Origin of the sequence: Pararhizobium sp. (assembly GCF_965279435.1) — a bacterium.
Classification (GTDB): Bacteria; Pseudomonadota; Alphaproteobacteria; order Rhizobiales; family Rhizobiaceae; genus Pararhizobium.
This window is the reverse complement of record NZ_CBDIHY010000001.1, coordinates 216047-234344: the sequence shown is the minus strand read 5'-3', so window position 1 is coordinate 234344 and position 18298 is coordinate 216047. Positions and strand designations below refer to the sequence as shown.

Genomic DNA, 18298 nt, shown 5'->3' with positions numbered 1-18298 from the left:
CCCGGCCTGGCCGCTTATCCGCCAAGCCTTTCAATCCGGCGGGGTTTGGCCCTGGGCCGTCCAAGGACGGCGTGACCACCCGGCACGCCCGGGTCATTTGCGAACCGGAGGAGAACCACCTTTCACGCAGCCCCGGGGATTTTGCGCGCGTTTCGCCAAACCGTCCAGGCACCGGCCCCACCTCGCCGGCAACGCTTTCCGGTGTATCCGTGGTGGGACGAAGTAAGTATGGCACGGGTTTTGAGGGCGGGGATTTGCGGGGATGATTTTTTGAGTGGGAGAATCGATTTGGGCTGCCGGCTGTATCAGCAACCTCAGTCATCCCCGGGCTTGACGCACTGCTGTCCGGTTTAAAATCCCAACCCGCTCAAGGTCATCTGTCCTGTGTCGTTTGATGGGCTGGGTGGTGGCTTTGTGAGGCTGTCGGTTCGGCGGCGATGCATGAGATTGGCGCGCACGAGGCGGGCGAAGGCGAGCGGACTCTGGACGTTTGTCTGATCGGCCTGGGCCATGCGCAACAGCAGATAGGCGATGAGGGCGGCGGCAATCTGGATACGGACCGCGTTCTCGCTATTGCCGAGAAAATGCCGGATCTTTAGCGTCTGCTTGACCCAGCGGAAGAACAGTTCGATCGCCCAACGGCGCTTGTAGAGATCGGCGATCTCGTCCGCTGGCGCATCGAGATCGTTGGTGAGCAACCGCAAAACCTTGCCTGTTTGTGTCCTGACACTGATCTCGCGCACGGGATCGCCAAACGGGTTCTTGCGGTTTTTCGCCTGGCGGGCTGGCAACAGGCCGATGCGGTCGGACAGGATGGTGCCGTTGCTGTTGAGCGGTTGTTCGCGCGTTACGGCCAGCGGCGTATGCGACTTGAACCGCGTGACGATCCGGCATCCGGCCTTGTCCATTCTGGCCCACCAGCCGAAATCATAATAGCCGAGATCGAAGACATAGGTGGCGCCCGCTTCGATCGGCATGACCTTGGCTGCGGTGATGTCATTGACATTGGCAGGCGTCACCGCCGCGTAGATCGGCCGTTCGGCCAGCGCATCATAGACGATATGGACCTTGGCACCGCAGGCCTGATGGGAAAACCGCGCCCAGTCGCTTCCCGCTCCACTCAGGCGGACCCCAGTCGCGTCGATCAGATAGGTGGCCTCACCGGCCGCCCGGCGCAGGCCGCGTCCTGCCCTTGCCACCAGTTCAGCAAACAGGCCGGCAAACACCGCGCTTGAACGCTTCGCATTGGCGTCGGCAAGCGTCGAGCGCGAGGCCGGACGCGCACCGAGATGGTAAAGACGCGCCGCATGACTTTCCAAACCGCCGGCGATCTCGCGCAAACTCACCGCACCGGCCAATTGGCCGTACAAAAGGGCGATCAACTGTGTCCGCGTCGAGAGCCGCCGAACATGTTTGTCGGCCCCATGTTCCTCCACAAGCCTGTCAAAAGCCGACCATGGAACGCGCTTCAAAAGATCATGAAAGACGCTATTGTGATGCCGCACGGGGTTGCTCCTCCTTCGTGTTCGAGATCGTCGCCAAACGCTCGAATACGAGTAGAATCAACACCGTGCACTATGTCTACAAAATTTAAACCGGACAGCAGTGGCTCAAGGCCGAGGATGACGCGTTACCGGGCAGCCGTTTCGCTTGCCTCAAGCGCCAGCCGTTCAAAGACGGATGGTCCCCGGCGCGATGTCCACGCCGAGATCAGGTGTGTGGCGTTGTTTGAAACTGGCTGACCGGCATCAAGCTGCAGATCGTAGCGTTGCCCCTTGTGGATACGATGGAAATCGTCTGCGGCGCTGCCGGGCTTGCGATCTCCCCGGGCCGCTTCCCGCCTGACGAGTTCATCGAGGCCACAGTGAAGACCGACGAAGAAAACATCGAACGGTTGGAACCGCAATGCCAGGTCTGACACCCATTCCGGCTCTTCCAGAATGTGTTCCAACAGCAGATTATTGCCCGATGATGCATAGGCAACCAGAGAGCGGTGAAACCCTTCGAAGAACGCCGCGCGCTGGTCTTTCCACCGAAAATCGCCACGCCGGAACCTCTCCATCGGCAGCATGCCCGAGTCACGGATATGATCAATGGAGACGTGCCAGAAGAGCGGGTCGATTTCCGCCTGAACGGCTCGCGCCAGTGTGGATTTGCCGCTGCTCGATGCGCCGTGAATGAAGATAATCTTGGTGCGTTCGGTCATATCTGACGTCCGTCCTGAAAAACTTAAAGGGGCATGCCATCTCACTTGCAGCACAGTGAACATCAGGTTTTTGAGCGATATCTACCCCTGTCGTTCGCCTTTGGCCAGACACCGCCCGCTAGCGGCATTTGCGGCTCTTTTCCCACCCCTCGTATGTAAGAAAGATCGGATTCAATCTTTGTTGGTAATTATCCGTTAGGAATTGAAGGCAGTGGGGGCGGGTGCCGCCTGTTTCTTTGTTTTGCGTACGGGGTCTCATGCGTTTATCGGCTGTTCCAGCGATCCTTCTTGCCGGCCTTCTTGTGGCGGGCTGCTCATCGAGCTCCGGGCCGGAAAGCCTGATGACCGGGTTGCCGTCGAAGGAGACGACCAGTTCCGTCGTGCCGGGGCGGGTGCCCGCCGCCGATGTTGGCGCGGTGATCGCGCAGGCCGAAAGTCATCCCGAGCAACTGGCCTGGGCGGGTCAGGTTCCGCAGTCGCAGGCATTCGAATCCGTGACAACCGAAGGCATGGCTGTTCCGGCGGAACGTCCGGTCGCAATGATCATGCCGGAAAACCCGACAAGTGGCGCTTTGCGCACCCGGCGTGGGCAAATCTACGGCCACCAGTTCCGCGATGCGCATCCGATCAATTTCGGCAAGGCTTCACCGCGCAAGCTCGCCGTGCACGGTGTCGACGTGTCGCGCTGGCAGGGCGAAATGGACTGGGCAAAACTGCGCACGCAAGGCGCCAACTTCGCCTATATCAAGGCAACCGACGGCGGCGACCATCTCGATCCGATGTTCAAAACGAACTGGAAGCGGGCGAAAGATGCCGGGATGAAGCGCGGCGCCTATCACTTCTTCTACTGGTGCCGCACGGCCGGCGAACAGGCCGACTGGTTCATCCGCAACGTGCCGCGCGATCCCGATGCGCTGCCGCCGGTGATCGACGTCGAATATAACGGCGAATCCAGCTGCAAGTACCGCCTGTCGCGGGCCAAGGCGATCGAGAAGATGCAGGTGTTCATGGACAAGCTGGAGCGTCACTATGGCAAGCGTCCGGTGATCTATACCGCCCCAGATTTCTATCGTGACAACCTGACCGGCGAATTCAAGGACTATCCGTTCTGGCTGCGCTCGGTGGCAGCACATCCGTCGCAGGTCTATCCGGGCCGCAAGTGGCTGTTCTGGCAGTATTCCGGCTCCGGCCTGTCGCATGGTGTCGAAGGCAGGATCGATCTCAACGTGTTCCGTGGCAGCGAAGCCGACTGGCACGAGTGGGTGGCGCGGAACTGATACGGGGCCGGGCTGCCGATGGCCGGGGATGTTGCGATATTCAGCTTGGCCAGCGCTGTGACCCGCTTCTATCGCGACTGGACACCGTAGCTTTAGATTGTTAGAAACGACCCACATGCTTCAACAGAAGCCCGGCGCGGACGACCGCGCCGCGATTGAAATAATCGGGGACGGCCCTTTGTGAGGTTCACAAGTCTTGTTGCCGAAATCTTCCCCTAGCCTGATCCATAGCCCTTTTTTGAAACTGGCCATCGCCTGGCTGGTCGTCATCCTGTTCCTGTGGAAAGGATCCACTTGGCTTTCCCAGCCGATGACGGTCGGGGTGGCCATCGCCTGTTTCGCCGCGCTGTTTGGAACCATCCTGCTCGGTTCGTTCGGTGTCGTGCGCGAGGCCGACCATCTGGCTCACGAACTGGGCGAACCCTATGGAACGCTCATCCTGACGCTGTCCATCGTGTCGATCGAAGTCATTCTCATCGCCGCCGTCATGCTTGGCCCCAACGAGGCGCCGACCATCGCGAGGGATTCGATTTTCGCTGTCATGATGATCATCATGAACCTCGTCACTGGCCTTTGTCTGGTTGCCGGCGCTTTGCGTCATGGCGAGCAGGAGTATAATGCGCAGGGCGCCTTGGCCTTCTTGTCCATGACCCTGGTCCTGGCGGGTGTGGCGCTCATTCTGCCCAACACGCTGACGACCGGAAACGGCACCTTCTGGCCATCGCAGGCCATCGCGATCGGTTTGCTGACGGCGGCACTGTACGGGGCTTTCCTGGCTTTGCAGATTGGGCGGTACAGAACGCATTTCATGCAGCCGCCTGCGGGCGAAATGTCCATCCGCCGGGAGACCACGGATGCGTCCAGTGCAGCATCGTCATCGCAGCCAGGTTCGAACCGGCGCAAGCTGCTGGTGCATACCGCTCTATTGATCGCCTTGATGATCCCGATCGTCCTTTTGGCTCACGATCTTGCCGTCGTCATCGACTATGGCGTCGCCATCGCCGGTGCACCCGTTGCTGTCGGCGGCGTGCTGATCGCGATCATCGTGTTCACGCCCGAATCGATCACCGCCGTGAAGGCAGCGCTGAACAACGAAACGCAGCGGGCGATCAACCTTTGCCTCGGTGCCTTCGTGTCGACGGTCGGCCTCACCGTTCCCGCCGTGCTGGCGGTCGGCTTGCTGACCGGCAAAACAGTTGTTTTTGGGATTTCGCCAACGGAAACGGTGTTGTTCGGCTTGACCGTTGGGTTGACGGCCATGACGTATCTCGGACGCCGGACGTCGATCACGCAGGGGCTGCTGCATCTGATGGTGTTTGCAGTGTTTACCCTGATGCTGTTCACCAGCTGAACCGTGCCTGCCTGCGGCGGGTTGCAATCGCCGCAGGATATGGATATCAGACTTTTGCGCAGGACGACCTGCGCCTCGACCACCCTGGGGACGGCCCCGCATCTCATTCGTGAGAGCAGGAGCCGCCCGTGAAAACCCTTTCCCTCGCTTTCATCATTCAGTCCCGCGATCCCGTCGCGCGTGTCTTTGCGCCCTTGAGCCGGCGCGCGGACCTGCGCGTGATCGCGATCTCTTTTCAAGGATAACCGATGGCCGGTCCTATTGAACAATTCGAAATCAAGCCGCTTCTGGAGTTGACAGCAGGTGGCGTCGATCTGAGCTTCACCAATTCCTCCGCCTACATGGTTCTGACGGTCGCCTTGGCAGCCGGCCTGCTTCTGATCGGCACGGCCAAGCGCAGCCTCGTGCCCGGCCGCTGGCAATCGGTGTCGGAAGTCCTGTTCGAATTTGTTGGCAAAACGCTGCGCGAGAATGCCGGCAAGGAGGGCATGCGGTTTTTCCCGCTGGTGTTCTCGCTGTTCATGTTCATCCTCGTCGCCAACCTGATCGGGATGTTTCCGTTTGCCTTCACGGTCACCAGCCACATCATCGTGACCTTTGCGCTGGCGATGATCGTGTTTGGCACGGTGACGGTTTATGGGTTGGCGAAACACGGGTTGGGCTTTTTCCGGCTGTTCATGCCTGCCGGCATTCCGATGGTTCTGGCGCCGATCATCATCCCCATCGAGGTGATTTCCTACATGTCGCGGCCGATCAGCCATTCCGTCCGCCTGTTCGCGGTGATGCTGGCCGGACATATCACGCTGAAGGTGTTTGCGGGTTTCGTGGCGTCAATGACCGACCTTGGGACGCTGGGGATTATTGGCGCCGTACTGCCGCTGGCAATGACCGTTGCCCTGACGGCGCTGGAAATGCTGATGTCCGTCATCCAGGCCTACGTCTTCACCATGCTGACCTGCATGTATCTGAACGATGCCTTGCATCCCGGACATTGATATCCGGGAGCTACAAATTGGAAGGCCGCCGCTCCGGCGACCTTCATGACGTGCGAATTTGGCTGGCGTCCCGCCGTCCGCCCATCGTCCGGGTTACCCCGTCGGCTGCAGCCGTGACCACCGGTCCAAGAGCTGCCAGCGTTTCGTCCGGTAGCCTGACTGCCGGGCCTGACACGGAAATCCCGGCGATCGCCTCGCCATATTCGTTGAAGATCGGGGCGGCGAGGCAGCGCATGCCGAGCGTGTGCTCCTCGTCGTCGATCGACCATCCGCGCGTACGGATGGTTTCGAGGTCGGTCAGCAGTTTGGGCAGGGTGTCGCGGGTTCTTTCGGTGAACCGCGTCAGCGGGCGCGGCGTCAGCAGGCGTTCGATGGCGGCATTGTCCCACGTCGAGAGGATGGCCTTGCCGATGCCGGAGGCGTGGATCGGGCCACGGCGGCCGGGACGGAAGAAGGCGCGCATCGGGGCATGGCTTTCGACCTGCGAGATGAACACGACATCGCCGCCATCCTCGATGCCGATATTGGCGGTCTCGCCCGAATGTTCCATCAGCTGTTTCAGGAAAGGGCGGCTGATTGTCCCGAGCTTGCGGAAGCGAAGGAAGGCATTGCCGATCTCGAAGGCTTTCAGGCCGATCGTCCAGGCGCCGGTCTCGGCATCGTGGGTGACCATTCCGTGATTGGCAAGCGAGGTTAAAAGCCGGTGGACTGTGGACGGCGCCATGCCGGACAGGTCGGACAGGTCGGTCAATGCTGCGCCATCGCCACTGGCGACGAGATCGAGCAGTTTCAAACTGCGATCGAGCACCTGGACGGAGGAGGGGACGGCGTTCTCGCTCGCCTTGCGGCCGGGTTTGGCGCGCAATTGATCCTGGGGGGTCTGCTTGTCGGCCATGTCGGCTCCGTGTTGTCTCGTGGTCCCATGACATATTGCATCGGTGAGGGAAGCGGAACGGTTTTGATTGGCAGTTAGTGTTTACATTCGCTGGTGGCTCCTCTTCTCCCCTCGGGGAGAAGTGCCGAGCGCATGCGAGGCGATGAGGGGGCGGTTCGGCACGTTCTGAGCGTCTGCCCCCCTCATCCGGCGCTTTGCGCCACCTTCTCCCCTCTGGGGAGAAGGTGGGGAAATATGCGGCCATCCACATTCGCATACCACGCGTTTCGATGTCTCCATTCATGCCGGATTCGTTGAAGATGTTTATTTCCATAGAGTGGGAATGATTTCCATTAAATGATTGCTCGCCGGAAAAATTGGACTAACCTGATCCTCACACGATGGAGGAATAGTCATGGCGAAAATGCGCGCAGTCGATGCGGCGGTTCTGGTTCTGGAGAAGGAAGGTGTCGATTGCGCCTTCGGGGTTCCGGGGGCTGCAATCAACCCCTTTTACTCAGCACTGAAGGCGCGCGGCTCGGTGCGCCATATCCTGGCGCGGCATGTCGAGGGCGCTTCCCATATGGCCGAAGGTTATACCCGCGCTAAACACGGCAATATCGGTGTCTGCATCGGCACCTCGGGTCCGGCCGGCACCGACATGATTACCGGGCTCTATTCGGCCCAGGCGGATTCGATCCCGATCCTCTGCATCACCGGTCAGGCGCCGCGCGCCCGGCTCGACAAGGAAGACTTTCAGGCCGTCGATATCGCCAGGATTGCCGCTCCGCTGACCAAATGGGCGGTGACCGTCATGGAGCCGGCGCTGGTGCCGTTCGTCTTCCAGAAGGCGTTTCACCTGATGCGTTCTGGCCGCCCCGGTCCGGTGCTGATCGACCTGCCGGTCGATGTGCAGCTGGCGGAAATCGAGTTCGACATCGAAACCTACGCGCCGCTCGAGCCCTATAAGCCGTCGGCGACGCGGGCGCAGGCCGAAAAGGCGATCGCCATGCTGAACGCAGCGGAGCGTCCGCTGATCGTTGCCGGTGGTGGCATCATCAATGCGGATGCTTCGGATCTGCTGACCGAATTTGCCGAGATCACCGGTATTCCGGTCATCCCGACGCTGATGGGCTGGGGTACGATCCCGGACGACCATCCGCTGATGGCCGGTATGTGCGGCCTGCAGACATCGCATCGCTACGGCAATGCCAATCTTTTAGCCTCGGATTTCGTGCTGGGTGTCGGCAACCGCTGGGCAAACCGCCATACCGGCAATGTGCCGACCTATACCGAAGGCCGCAAGTTCGTCCATGTCGATATCGAGCCGACCCAGATCGGCCGGGTGTTTGCGCCGGATTTCGGCATCGTCTCGGATGCCGGTGCTGCGCTGAAACTGTTCCTCGATGTCGCCACCGAATGGAAGACGGCGGGCAAGCTGAAGGACTGGTCGGGCTGGGCGCAGGAATGCCGCGAGCGCAAGCGGACAATGCTGCGCAAGACGCATTTCGACCAGACGCCCTTGAAGCCGCAGCGGGTCTACGAGGAAATGAACAAGGCGTTTGGCCGCGACACCTGCTACGTCTCGACCATCGGGCTCAGCCAGATCGCCGGCGCGCAGTTTCTGCATGTTTACAAGCCGCGCAACTGGATCAATTGCGGCCAGGCGGGACCGCTCGGCTGGACGCTGCCGGCAGCGCTTGGCGTGCGGGCAGCGGATCCAAACCGGACGATCGTGGCGCTTTCGGGCGACTATGACTTCCAGTTCATGATCGAGGAGCTGGCCGTCGGCGCCCAGCACAAGCTGCCCTACCTGCATGTGGTGGTGAACAACTCCTATCTCGGCCTCATCCGCCAGGCGCAGCGCGGGCTGAACATGGATTTCGAGGTGAGCCTCGCCTTCGACAATATCAACCACTCCGGCGATGCCGAGAAGGGTTACGGCGTCGATCATGTGGCGGTGGCCGAAGGTCTCGGCTGCAAGGCGATCCGGGTCAGGAGCCCGAACGAATTCCAGGAGGCGTTTTCGAGAGCCAAGGACCTGATGGAAGAGCACCAAGTGCCTGTCGTCATCGAGTTCATCCTTGAGCGCGTCACCAATATTTCAATGGGCGCCGACATCAATGCGGTGGTCGAGTTCGAGGAACTGGCCGAACGCGGCGAGGATGCCCCGACGGCGATCATGGCGCTGCTCGACTGATCAGAGAACGGAGGATTTTTTCATGCCAAAATTTGCGGCAAACCTGACCATGCTTTTCAACGAGGTGCCGTTCCTCGACCGGTTCGCGCTGGCCGCCAAGGCCGGGTTCACGGCGGTGGAATATCTCTTCCCCTATGATTTCGACGCCAAGGCGCTGAAGACGGCACTCGAGGTCAATGGGCTGGCTCAGGTGTTGCACAACCTGCCGGCCGGCGACTGGGCCGGCGGCGAGCGCGGCATTGCCGTGCTGCCCGACCGGGTCGACGAATTCCGTCGCGGCGTGGCCTTAGCCATCGACTATGCAACGGCGCTCGGATGCACGCAGATCAACTGCCTTTCCGGCATTGCGCCGGTCGGCGTCTCCGACGACGTGCTGCGGGCCACATTCGTTGCCAATCTGCGATTGGCCGCAAGTGAACTCGGCAAGCACGGCATCCGTCTGTTGATCGAGCCGATCAACCGGTTCGATATTCCCGGCTTCTACCTCAACACGGTGGAGCAAGCCGCCTCGATCATCAAGGAAACCGGCAGCGACAACCTGTTCATCCAGTACGATCTCTACCACCAGCAGCGCACCGAGGGCGAGCTGATCGGCACGTTCAAGAAGTATCGAGCGCAGATTGCCCATGTGCAGCTGGCCGACAATCCCGGCCGCAACGAGCCGGGCACCGGCGAGATCAACTATCCCTTCGTCTTCGAGGCGCTGGATGCGGCCGGATATGACGGCTTCATCGGCTGCGAATACAAGCCGCGCACCACGACATCCGAAGGGCTCGGCTGGCTTGCATCCGCCACATCCGCCCGCGGCGCAGACATCATCAAGATCAGGAGTTAAGCATCATGGCCACAATCGGCTTTATCGGACTGGGTATCATGGGCACGCCGATGGCGCGCCACCTGCAGGATGCCGGCCACACCGTCGTTACCTCGAAATTTCACATCCCGCCGAAGCAGGAACTGCTCGATAACGGCCTGCAGTTTGCCGACACCCCAAAGGCGTTGGCGGAAAAGGTCGATATCACCATCCTGATGCTGCCGGACACGCCGGATGTGAAGGACGTCCTGTTCGGTGAAAACGGCGTTGCCTTTGGCCTGTCGAAGGGCAAGCTGGTCATCGACATGAGCTCGATCTCGCCGATCGATACCAAGGAATTTGCCAAAAAGGTTCGCGAAACAGGCGCCGAATATATGGATGCGCCGGTCTCGGGCGGTGAAGTCGGCGCCAGGAACGCGTCGCTGTCGATCATGGCAGGCGGCACCGAAGGCAGTTTCGAACGGGCGCTGCCGCTGTTCAAGCTGATGGGCAAGAACATCACGCTGGTTGGAGATTGCGGCGACGGGCAGGTGACCAAGGTCGCCAACCAGATCATCGTCGCGCTGACCATCGAGGCTGTCGCGGAAGCGCTGCTCTTTGCCTCGAAGGCTGGCGCCGATCCGGCCCGGGTTCGCGAAGCGCTGATGGGCGGCTTTGCCTCGTCGCGTATTCTGGAGGTGCATGGCGACCGCATGGTCAAGCGCACTTTTGAGCCGGGCTTCCGTATCTCGCTGCATCAGAAGGATCTGAACCTGGCGCTGCAGGGCGCAAAAGCTATCGGCGTTTCGCTGCCGAACACGGCGGCAACGCAGGAGCTGTTCAACAGCTGCGCTGCACACGGTGATGCCGGTCTCGACCATTCAGGCCTCGTCACGGCTCTCGAACGCATGGCCAACCACGCGGTCGCCTGACGACAAGGACCGGGCGGCCAGGAGGAGGGCCGCCCGGTTTTTTCATGAATGAGGACACAAGACATGGCCGTGATCGCCGACCCGAAAGCCTTTCTGGAAACGCTGTTTCATGCGGCGGTCGCTGCAGCCGATCCGGCCAAAGTGCTGGCCGCCAACCTGCCGGAAAAGCCGAAGGGCCGCACGGTGGTGATCGGCGCCGGCAAGGGTGCCGCCCAGATGGCGCAGGTGTTCGAGCGGCTGTGGGACGGACCGCTGTCGGGCGCTGTCGTCACCCGCTACGGCTATGGCGCGCGTTGCGAGCGGATCGAGGTGCTGGAGGCATCGCATCCGCTGCCGGATGATAACGGGCTGAGGGCGTCACGCCGGTTGCTGCAGGAGGTCAGCGGCCTTGGCGAAGACGATCTGGTCGTGGCGCTGATCTGCGGTGGCGGTTCGGCGCTGTTGCCGTTGCCAGCGGGCGACCTGACACTCGACGACGAGATTACCGTCAACCGGGCGCTGCTGTCATCCGGCGCGCCGATCAGCGCGATGAATGCGATCCGCAAGCATGTCTCTGGCATCAAGGGTGGACGGCTTGCGGTGGCGGCCTGGCCTGCAAAAGTCGTGTCGCTGGTGGTCTCGGACATTCCCGGCGACGATCCGGCGCTGGTAGCCTCGGGGCCGACCATTCCCGACAATAGTACACGGGAAGACGCTTTGACGGTTATTGAGCGCTACCGGCTGAAATTGCCGGAAAAGGTGATGGCGTTTATCCGCAGCGATGCGTCTTCAGCACCCAAGCCGGCCGACCAGAAGTTTCGCCGCAACGAGGTCCGGCTTGTCGCCTCGGCTGCGGTTTCGCTGGAGGCTGCTGCCGATCTTGCCCGTTCTGCGGGCGTCGAAGCAGTCATCCTGTCCGATGCCATGGAGGGCGAGGCGCGGGAGGTCGGGCGCGTGCATGCGGCGATTGCCCGCGAGGTTTCCGTTCGAAACCGGCCGTTCCGCAAGCCGGTGGTCATTCTGTCCGGCGGCGAAACGACGGTGACCATCCGCGGCAAGGGCAAGGGCGGGCGCAACAGTGAATTTCTGCTGTCGCTGGCGCTCGGGATCGATGGTGCCGACGGTATTTCCGCGATGGCTGCCGATACCGATGGTATCGACGGCTCGGAGGACAATGCCGGCGCGTTTGCCGACGGGACGAGTGTTGTGCGGCTTGTCAAGGCTGGCATCGATGGGGCCGCTTTGCTCGATCGCAATGATGCGTGGACCGCGTTCTATGCGCTCGGCGATATTTTCAAGCCGGGACCGACCGGGACCAATGTCAATGATTTCCGGGCGATTTTAGTGCGGTAGGGTCGTACCCGGGCTTTGCTTTCATAATGTAAGTTGGCTGGCGTGAGGTGGCTCCCTCTTCCGGCATTCCTGTGCCTGTCACAGGAATCCAGCGCGCCGCGTCTGCGGCGCGTATGACTTGCAATGCCAATTCCGTGGTGCGGTGTCTTCTTACGGCGCAGACGCGCCGTGACTGGATTCCTGTGACGAGCACAGGAATTGTCTGTGACTTTCGTGCTTTACTGCTCTTGAGGTTGGCGATGCGATCCCCGGGATGGCCATCCCGGGGATCGCCGCGGCAGGCGCCCGTACAGGAATAGGTCCTTGCGACCGCCGTCATCAGGGGACACTGCCGCTCCAGCCTCGCATCGCTTGCTGACTTGAATGGGCCATCGCGACGATGCGCCCGCAGACAATGCAAAGCATGGAGCATCATGATGACAGACGATGACAAAATCCAGTCCGTTCTCGGTCTCGACGTGTCCTGTGACAGCGTCACCCTGTTCGACAGCCTGACTGGCCACCCCCTGACGATCGGCAATACCCGCGACGCCCTGCATTCTGCCCTTCAGGCCTATGGCGGACGGACAGACATTCTGGCGGTCTGCGAGGCAACCGGGGGATATGAGGACCAGGTACTTGCCGTGCTGATGGCGCTTGGAATTTCCGCCCACCGCGCCGACGCCGCCAAGGTCAAGGCCTATATCCGTTCCTTCGGCAAGCGGGCCAAGACGGATGCCATCGATGCGCGCTGGCTGGCGCAGTATGGCCTCGACCGCAGTCAAACCCTGGTCCGCTGGCAGCCGCCGCAGGCCAGCCAGAGCCAGGTGCGGCTGTTGAGTGCCCGCCGCACCGATCTCGTTGCCATGCGGGTTCAGGAAAAAAACCGGCTCAAGGCGCCCCGCAGTGCCATGATCGCAGCCGATATCGAAGACCATATCGCCGAGCTCGACCGACGCATTGCTCTCATCGAGGCGCAGATCGAAACTCTCATCCGCGATGACACCGGGCTGCGGCGCCGTGAAAAGGCTTTGCGCTCCGTGCCCGGCATCGGCGCCACCATCGCAGCACTTCTGATCGCCGCCATGCCAGAACTCGGCAGCATCAACCGCCGGCAGGCGGCCAGTCTGGCCGGATGCGCGCCGCATCCCAGAGACAGTGGAAAGCTGAATGGCTATCGGGCAGTTTGCGGCGGACGCCGGCATCTCCGGCCAGCACTGTTCATCGCAGCCCTCACTGCCATCCGTGGCGACAACCCGCTCGCCACCGCATACAAGGCCTTCCTGTCCGCCGGAAAACCAAAGCGCCTGGCGCTCGGCGCCATCATGCGGAAGATCATCACTATCGCAAATGCAAGAATACGTGACGCCCAAGCGGCCCCCGACAACTGACTTGATGACGGGGGCGAGCGAAAGTTCTGCCGCCACGCATCGACTGGACGAAGAGTTGGGAACCAAACCTCTGATGGCCAGTTAATTTCCTCATGGTTTAACGCAAGAGGATAACGGCGATGCTGAAATCATTGTCTGGCGCGATCTCCGGCATCGAGATCGATCCACAGCAGGGCGGAATGAGTCTGGCGGATTTCGAATGGCGCTACCGGGTGGTGATCATTTTCCCTGACGACGGTCATATCGATGCGGCCCGTCAGGCGAACCAGCTGCTTGCCGAGGCAGCCGGTCTGCGTGAGCGGGATATGATCGTGCTGGAGGTCGGGCGCAATGACGTCAGGGCCTTGTTCGGGCCGGAACACGATCTCAATTGCTACGCCATCCGCTCCGATCTGGACGTCACGGACGGGTTCTTTGCGATGACGCTGGTCGGCAAGGATGGCGCGGTCAAATTCCGCACCGACGAGGTGGTGCCGGCAGCCGTGCTGTTTGAGCTGATCGACCAGATGCCGCTAACCCAGAAGAAACGTTCGAACTGAAACCGGTGATGCTTAAGCCGAGCTCAGCAGCCACTCGTTGATTCCCTTTGCCGCTGCCCGCCCGGTGGCAAAGCAGGCCGTTAGAAGGTAACCGCCGGTCGGTGCTTCCCAGTCCAGCATTTCTCCGGCAGCGAAGACGCCGGGCAGCGCTTTCAGCATATAGCGTTCGTCGAGGCCATCGAAGCGAACGCCGCCCGCCGAGGAAATGGCTTCGGCAATGGGGCGGGGGCGGACAACCGGGATGGGAAGCGCCTTTATTAGGTTGGCCAATCGGCCGGGATCATTGAGAGATTGGAACCCGAGTTCCCGAACCAGTGCGGCTTTGACGCCTTCGAGACCGGCGCCCTTGCGCAGGCGGTTGGAGAGGCTGATTTTCCCGTCCTGCCGCGCCAGGTCTTTTGCCAGGCGTTCGACGCTGCGGCCGGGAGCGAGATCGACAAACAAGGTTGCGTGACCCTGCCGCACCAGACGATCCCGCAATGCTGCTGAATGGGCGTAGACGAGGCTGCCTTCGATACCGTGGCGGGAGATGACGAATTCGCCCGGGAAGGTGCCGGCGTCCGATGTGGCCGTGACGGATTTCAGCGGCGTACCGGCAAAGCGGTCCTTGAAGACATCGCTCCAGTCGACATCGAAGCCGCAATTGGCGGGTTGCAGGTCAGCGATCTCCACACCCCTGTCTCTCAACAGTGGGATCCAGCTGCCATCGGCGCCCAGACGCGGCCAGCTGGCGCCGCCAAGGGCCAGCAGCGTCGCATCGCTGCGAATGGTTTTGAGGCCGTCCGGTGTTTCGAAGACGAGGCCGTCATCGGCAAAGCCCGTCCAGCGATGACGTGTCATGAGCTTGACGCCCTGCGCCTCCAGCCGCCCCAGCCAGGCGCGCAGCAGCGGCGAAGCTTTCATGACGGTTGGAAAGACGCGGCCGGATGTGCCGGTGAAGGTTTCCGTCCCGAGACCGGATGCCCAGGAGCGTACGTCTTGCGGCGTAAAAGCATCCAGTGCTGCGCGCAGGCGCTCCGACGCCGCGCCGAAACGGGTGGTAAAACGCTGGTAGTCTTCTGAATGGGTGATGTTGAGGCCGGATTTCCCGGCAAGCAGGAATTTCCGGCCGAAGGTCGGCATGCCATCATAGACCGTCACGGCATGGCCGGACACCGATAGCACTTCGGCCGCCATCAGGCCCGCCGGCCCGCCGCCGATGATTGCGATCTGTTTTCCTGACATGTTTTGCCTGTTGCCGTTTGTTCTGACCCCGTCTTGGAGACTGTGGGCGGTTCACGCAAGGGCAATCGCAAATCATTGCCGTCGCAGGAGAGGTGCCGTTGCCGTCCCGCCGGTGTCCCGCCACCTCAAACCAGCGGTCTGATGGGGCAATTTTTTACAAATCATGCGTGCAAGCGCCTGTCTTGGTTCGGAAATTGTTGTGCGGCTGTGTTAGTCTCGAAAAATGGCATCGGCGCGGTGGAGAGGAGTCCACAGCGCCGGCGTCTTGCAGCGGCTGCTGTACCGGGAGGAATGCAGGTATCCTTGACCGCCTTTTCGAGGCCGGGTCTCATATCATCGTTTTCTTTCCGTTCAGGCAGCGTGATCCGACAGGAGGAGGCCCGATGTATTCTGGCGGCTTGAATTTTGCCTTGGGCGATGAGATCGAGGCTCTGCGCGACACCGTGCAGCGGTTTGCCGGCGAGCGTATTGCGCCGCAGGCGGCCGATATCGACCGGAACAACAGCTTTCCGATGCCGCTCTGGCGGGAACTGGGCGATCTCGGCCTGCTCGGGATCACGGCGGGCGAGGATTACGGCGGCATCGGTCTTGGCTATCTCGCCCATTGCGTGGCGATGGAGGAGATCAGCCGGGCCTCGGCATCGGTGGCCTTGAGCTATGGCGCCCATTCCAATCTCTGCGTCAACCAGATCAACCGCAACGGCTCCGATGCCCAGAAGGCCCAATACCTGCCGAAGCTGATTTCCGGCGAACATGTCGGCGCGCTGGCAATGTCCGAGCCGGGAGCCGGGTCGGATGTGGTGTCGATGAAGCTTCGCGCCGACAAGCGCGGTGACCGCTATGTGCTCAACGGAACTAAGATGTGGATCACCAATGGGCCGGACGCCGACGTGCTGGTGGTCTATGCCAAAACCGATCCGGAGGCGGGACCGCGCGGCATTACCGCATTTCTGGTCGAAAAGAGTTTTGCCGGATTCTCGACTGGCCAGAAGCTCGACAAGCTTGGTATGCGCGGCTCCAATACCTGTGAGCTGATCTTCAGCGATTGCGAGGTGCCGGAAGACAATGTGCTCGGCAGTGTCGGCGGCGGCGTGCGCATTTTGATGTCGGGTCTCGATTATGAGCGTGTCGTCCTGTCGGCCGGGCCGCTCGGGATCATGGCGGCTTGCCTCGACGTCGCGGTCCCCTATCTGCATGAACGAAAGCAGTTCGGCCAGCCGATTGGCGAGTTTCAGCTGATGCAGGGCAAGATCGCCGACATGTATGTGACGCTGAACGCGGCACGCGCCTATGTCTATGCCGTGGCGGCCGCCTGCGACAGGGGCGAGACGACGCGCAAGGATGCGGCCGGCTGCATTCTCTACGCGGCGGAACGGGCAACGGCTTTGGCGCTGGAAACCATCCAGGTGCTGGGTGGCAATGGCTATACCAACGACTATCCGGCCGGGCGGTTGCTGAGGGATGCGAAACTGTACGAGATTGGCGCTGGAACCTCGGAAATACGGCGTATGCTGATCGGCAGGGAGCTTTTTGGCGAGACGGCTTGAGCGCAATGCGCGGAGCTTTGCAGGATGTTTGGTCGGGGGAATGAATGGCCGTTCTGAAATCGCAAATTACCACGTCATCCGAAACCTTCCGCGCCAATAGCGCGGCGATGGCAGACGCGATGCGGGTCGTTGAAGACGCGGCAGCGCTGGCTGCCTGTGGTGGCGGCGAGGTGGCACGCGAACGCCATGTCAGCCGCGGCAAGATGCTGCCGCGCGAACGCGTGGCGCAGCTGATCGATCCGGCGACGCCGTTTCTGGAAGTCGGCCTGACAGCGGCGCACGGGCTTTACAAGGGCGAGGCGCCGGGGGCAGGGCTGGTCACCGGCATCGGCCGTGTCTCCGGCCGCGATTGCATGATTGTCTGCAACGATGCGACGGTCAAAGGCGGCACCTATTACCCGATGACAGTGAAGAAGCATTTGCGGGCGCAGGAGATCGCGGCGGAGAACAACCTGCCCTGCATCTATCTGGTCGATTCCGGCGGTGCCAACCTGCCAAATCAGGACGAGGTGTTTCCCGACCGCGATCATTTCGGCCGTATCTTCTACAACCAGGCCAATATGTCGGCGGCCGGCATCCCGCAGATTGCCGTGGTGATGGGCTCGTGCACAGCAGGCGGTGCCTATGTGCCGGCGATGTCGGACGAGGCGATCATCGTCGAAGGGCAGGGAACAATCTTTCTGGCCGGGCCGCCGCTGGTACGCGCTGCGACCGGCGAAGTGGTGTCGTCCGAGGATCTCGGCGGCGGTGATGTGCATACACGGCTCTCCGGTGTTGCCGATCATCTGGCGCGCGACGATGCGCATGCGCTGGCACTGGCGCGCCGCGCCGTTGCCAACCTGAACCGGCCGTCGATAACCACCGTCGAGCGGCAGGCGCCGGAAGAACCGATCTACAATCCCGACGATATTGCCGGTGTCGTGCCTTTGGACCTGCGGACGCCCTATGATATCCGCGAGGTGATCGCCCGGATCGTCGACGGCTCCCGGCTGGACGAGTTCAAGGCGCGTTATGGCACGACGCTGGTCTGCGGCTTTGCCCATATCCACGGCATTCCGGTCGGCATCATCGCCAATAATGGCGTGCTGTTTTCGGAATCGGCGTTGAAGGGCACGCATTTTGTCGAGCTGTGCTCGCAGCGGAAAATTCCGCTGGTCTTCCTACAGAATATCACCGGCTTCATGGTCGGGCGGAAATACGAGACCGAAGGTATTGCCAAGCACGGCGCCAAGCTGGTGACGGCGGTGGCGACGACCAAGGTACCGAAGATCACCATGCTGGTCGGCGGCTCGTTTGGCGCCGGCAATTACGGCATGGGCGGCCGGGCCTTTTCGCCGCGCTTCCTCTGGACCTGGCCGAACAGCCGGATTTCGGTGATGGGCGGCGAGCAGGCGGCAGGGGTGCTGGCAACGGTTCGCGGCGACGCGCTGAAGCGGGCGGGCACGCCCTGGAGCGACGAGGACGAGGCAAAGTTCAAGCAGCCGGTGCTGAACCTGTTCGAGACCCAGAGCCACCCGCTTTATGCTTCGGCGCGGCTGTGGGACGACGGCATCATCGACCCGCGCAAGAGCCGCGATGTGCTGGCACTTTCCTTGTCTGTGGCGCTCAACGCGCCGATCGACGATACCCGTTTTGGCCTGTTCAGGATGTGAGGAGAA

General features: G+C 61.5%; 16 protein-coding genes. 11 read left to right on the top strand and 5 right to left on the bottom strand.

Annotated elements, in window-relative coordinates; all coding sequences use genetic code 11:
- Positions 1-350 precede the first annotated feature (350 nt).
- Entirely contained in the window at positions 351-1505 is a 1155-nt protein-coding gene (locus ACQY8Q_RS01035) for an IS4 family transposase (protein ID WP_428423764.1), read from the bottom strand.
- 125 nt (positions 1506-1630) lie between these two features.
- Positions 1631-2206, bottom strand: coding sequence for a chloramphenicol phosphotransferase CPT family protein (locus tag ACQY8Q_RS01030; protein ID WP_428423762.1), 576 nt, complete (start codon positions 2204-2206; stop codon positions 1631-1633).
- A 257-nt stretch (positions 2207-2463) separates the two neighbouring features.
- Between ACQY8Q_RS01030 and ACQY8Q_RS01025 the strand changes: the two genes are divergently transcribed.
- The 3 genes from ACQY8Q_RS01025 (at position 2464) to ACQY8Q_RS01015 (ending at position 5829) form a co-directional block, all read left to right on the top strand.
- Positions 2464-3483: a glycoside hydrolase family 25 protein gene (locus ACQY8Q_RS01025; protein WP_428423760.1), complete on the top strand. Its 1020-nt coding sequence runs from the start codon at positions 2464-2466 to the stop codon at positions 3481-3483.
- Between the two features lie 238 nt (positions 3484-3721).
- Entirely contained in the window at positions 3722-4834 is a 1113-nt protein-coding gene (locus tag ACQY8Q_RS01020) for a calcium:proton antiporter (RefSeq protein WP_428423758.1), read from the top strand.
- A 248-nt stretch (positions 4835-5082) separates the two neighbouring features.
- Complete coding sequence (locus ACQY8Q_RS01015; protein ID WP_428423756.1) at positions 5083-5829, top strand: F0F1 ATP synthase subunit A; 747 nt, start codon at positions 5083-5085, stop codon at positions 5827-5829.
- 43 nt (positions 5830-5872) lie between these two features.
- On the opposite strand, the gene ACQY8Q_RS01010 is transcribed toward ACQY8Q_RS01015, so the two are convergent.
- Complete coding sequence (locus tag ACQY8Q_RS01010; protein WP_428423754.1) at positions 5873-6724, bottom strand: IclR family transcriptional regulator; 852 nt, start codon at positions 6722-6724, stop codon at positions 5873-5875.
- Between the two features lie 394 nt (positions 6725-7118).
- Between ACQY8Q_RS01010 and gcl the strand changes: the two genes are divergently transcribed.
- From gcl to ACQY8Q_RS00990, 4 genes are all read left to right on the top strand, one after another.
- Complete coding sequence (gcl, locus tag ACQY8Q_RS01005) at positions 7119-8903, top strand: glyoxylate carboligase (RefSeq protein WP_428423752.1); 1785 nt, start codon at positions 7119-7121, stop codon at positions 8901-8903.
- Positions 8904-8925: 22 nt separating this feature from the next.
- Positions 8926-9738, top strand: coding sequence for a hydroxypyruvate isomerase (gene hyi, locus ACQY8Q_RS01000; protein WP_428423750.1), 813 nt, complete (start codon positions 8926-8928; stop codon positions 9736-9738).
- Between the two features lie 5 nt (positions 9739-9743).
- Positions 9744-10628 (top strand): 2-hydroxy-3-oxopropionate reductase, encoded by an 885-nt coding sequence (locus ACQY8Q_RS00995; protein WP_428423748.1) that lies wholly within the window; start codon positions 9744-9746, stop codon positions 10626-10628.
- A gap of 63 nt (positions 10629-10691) precedes the next feature.
- Positions 10692-11960 carry a glycerate kinase type-2 family protein gene (locus tag ACQY8Q_RS00990; protein WP_428423746.1) on the top strand — a complete coding sequence of 423 codons (1269 nt, stop codon included), beginning with the start codon at positions 10692-10694 and terminating at the stop codon, positions 11958-11960.
- Positions 11961-12278: 318 nt separating this feature from the next.
- Here ACQY8Q_RS00990 and ACQY8Q_RS00985 read toward each other — a convergent pair whose 3' ends face one another.
- Positions 12279-12365 (bottom strand): DUF2180 family protein, encoded by an 87-nt coding sequence (locus tag ACQY8Q_RS00985; RefSeq protein WP_113313656.1) that lies wholly within the window; start codon positions 12363-12365, stop codon positions 12279-12281.
- Between the two features lie 8 nt (positions 12366-12373).
- Here ACQY8Q_RS00985 and ACQY8Q_RS00980 point away from each other — a divergent pair, with 8 nt between their 5' ends.
- Together ACQY8Q_RS00980 and ACQY8Q_RS00975 are read left to right on the top strand one after the other, a co-directional pair.
- Complete coding sequence (locus ACQY8Q_RS00980) at positions 12374-13330, top strand: IS110 family transposase (protein ID WP_428423744.1); 957 nt, start codon at positions 12374-12376, stop codon at positions 13328-13330.
- Positions 13331-13449: 119 nt separating this feature from the next.
- Positions 13450-13869, top strand: coding sequence for a DUF4174 domain-containing protein (locus ACQY8Q_RS00975; protein ID WP_428423742.1), 420 nt, complete (start codon positions 13450-13452; stop codon positions 13867-13869).
- A gap of 12 nt (positions 13870-13881) precedes the next feature.
- On the opposite strand, the gene ACQY8Q_RS00970 is transcribed toward ACQY8Q_RS00975, so the two are convergent.
- Positions 13882-15093 (bottom strand): TIGR03862 family flavoprotein, encoded by a 1212-nt coding sequence (locus tag ACQY8Q_RS00970; RefSeq protein WP_428423740.1) that lies wholly within the window; start codon positions 15091-15093, stop codon positions 13882-13884.
- Between the two features lie 383 nt (positions 15094-15476).
- Here ACQY8Q_RS00970 and ACQY8Q_RS00965 point away from each other — a divergent pair, with 383 nt between their 5' ends.
- Both ACQY8Q_RS00965 and ACQY8Q_RS00960 read left to right on the top strand, forming a co-directional pair.
- A complete protein-coding gene (locus ACQY8Q_RS00965) occupies positions 15477-16640 on the top strand; it encodes an isovaleryl-CoA dehydrogenase (protein ID WP_428423738.1) in 1164 nt (387 codons plus the stop codon).
- Positions 16641-16684: 44 nt separating this feature from the next.
- Entirely contained in the window at positions 16685-18292 is a 1608-nt protein-coding gene (locus ACQY8Q_RS00960; protein ID WP_428423736.1) for a carboxyl transferase domain-containing protein, read from the top strand.
- Positions 18293-18298 lie beyond the last annotated feature (6 nt).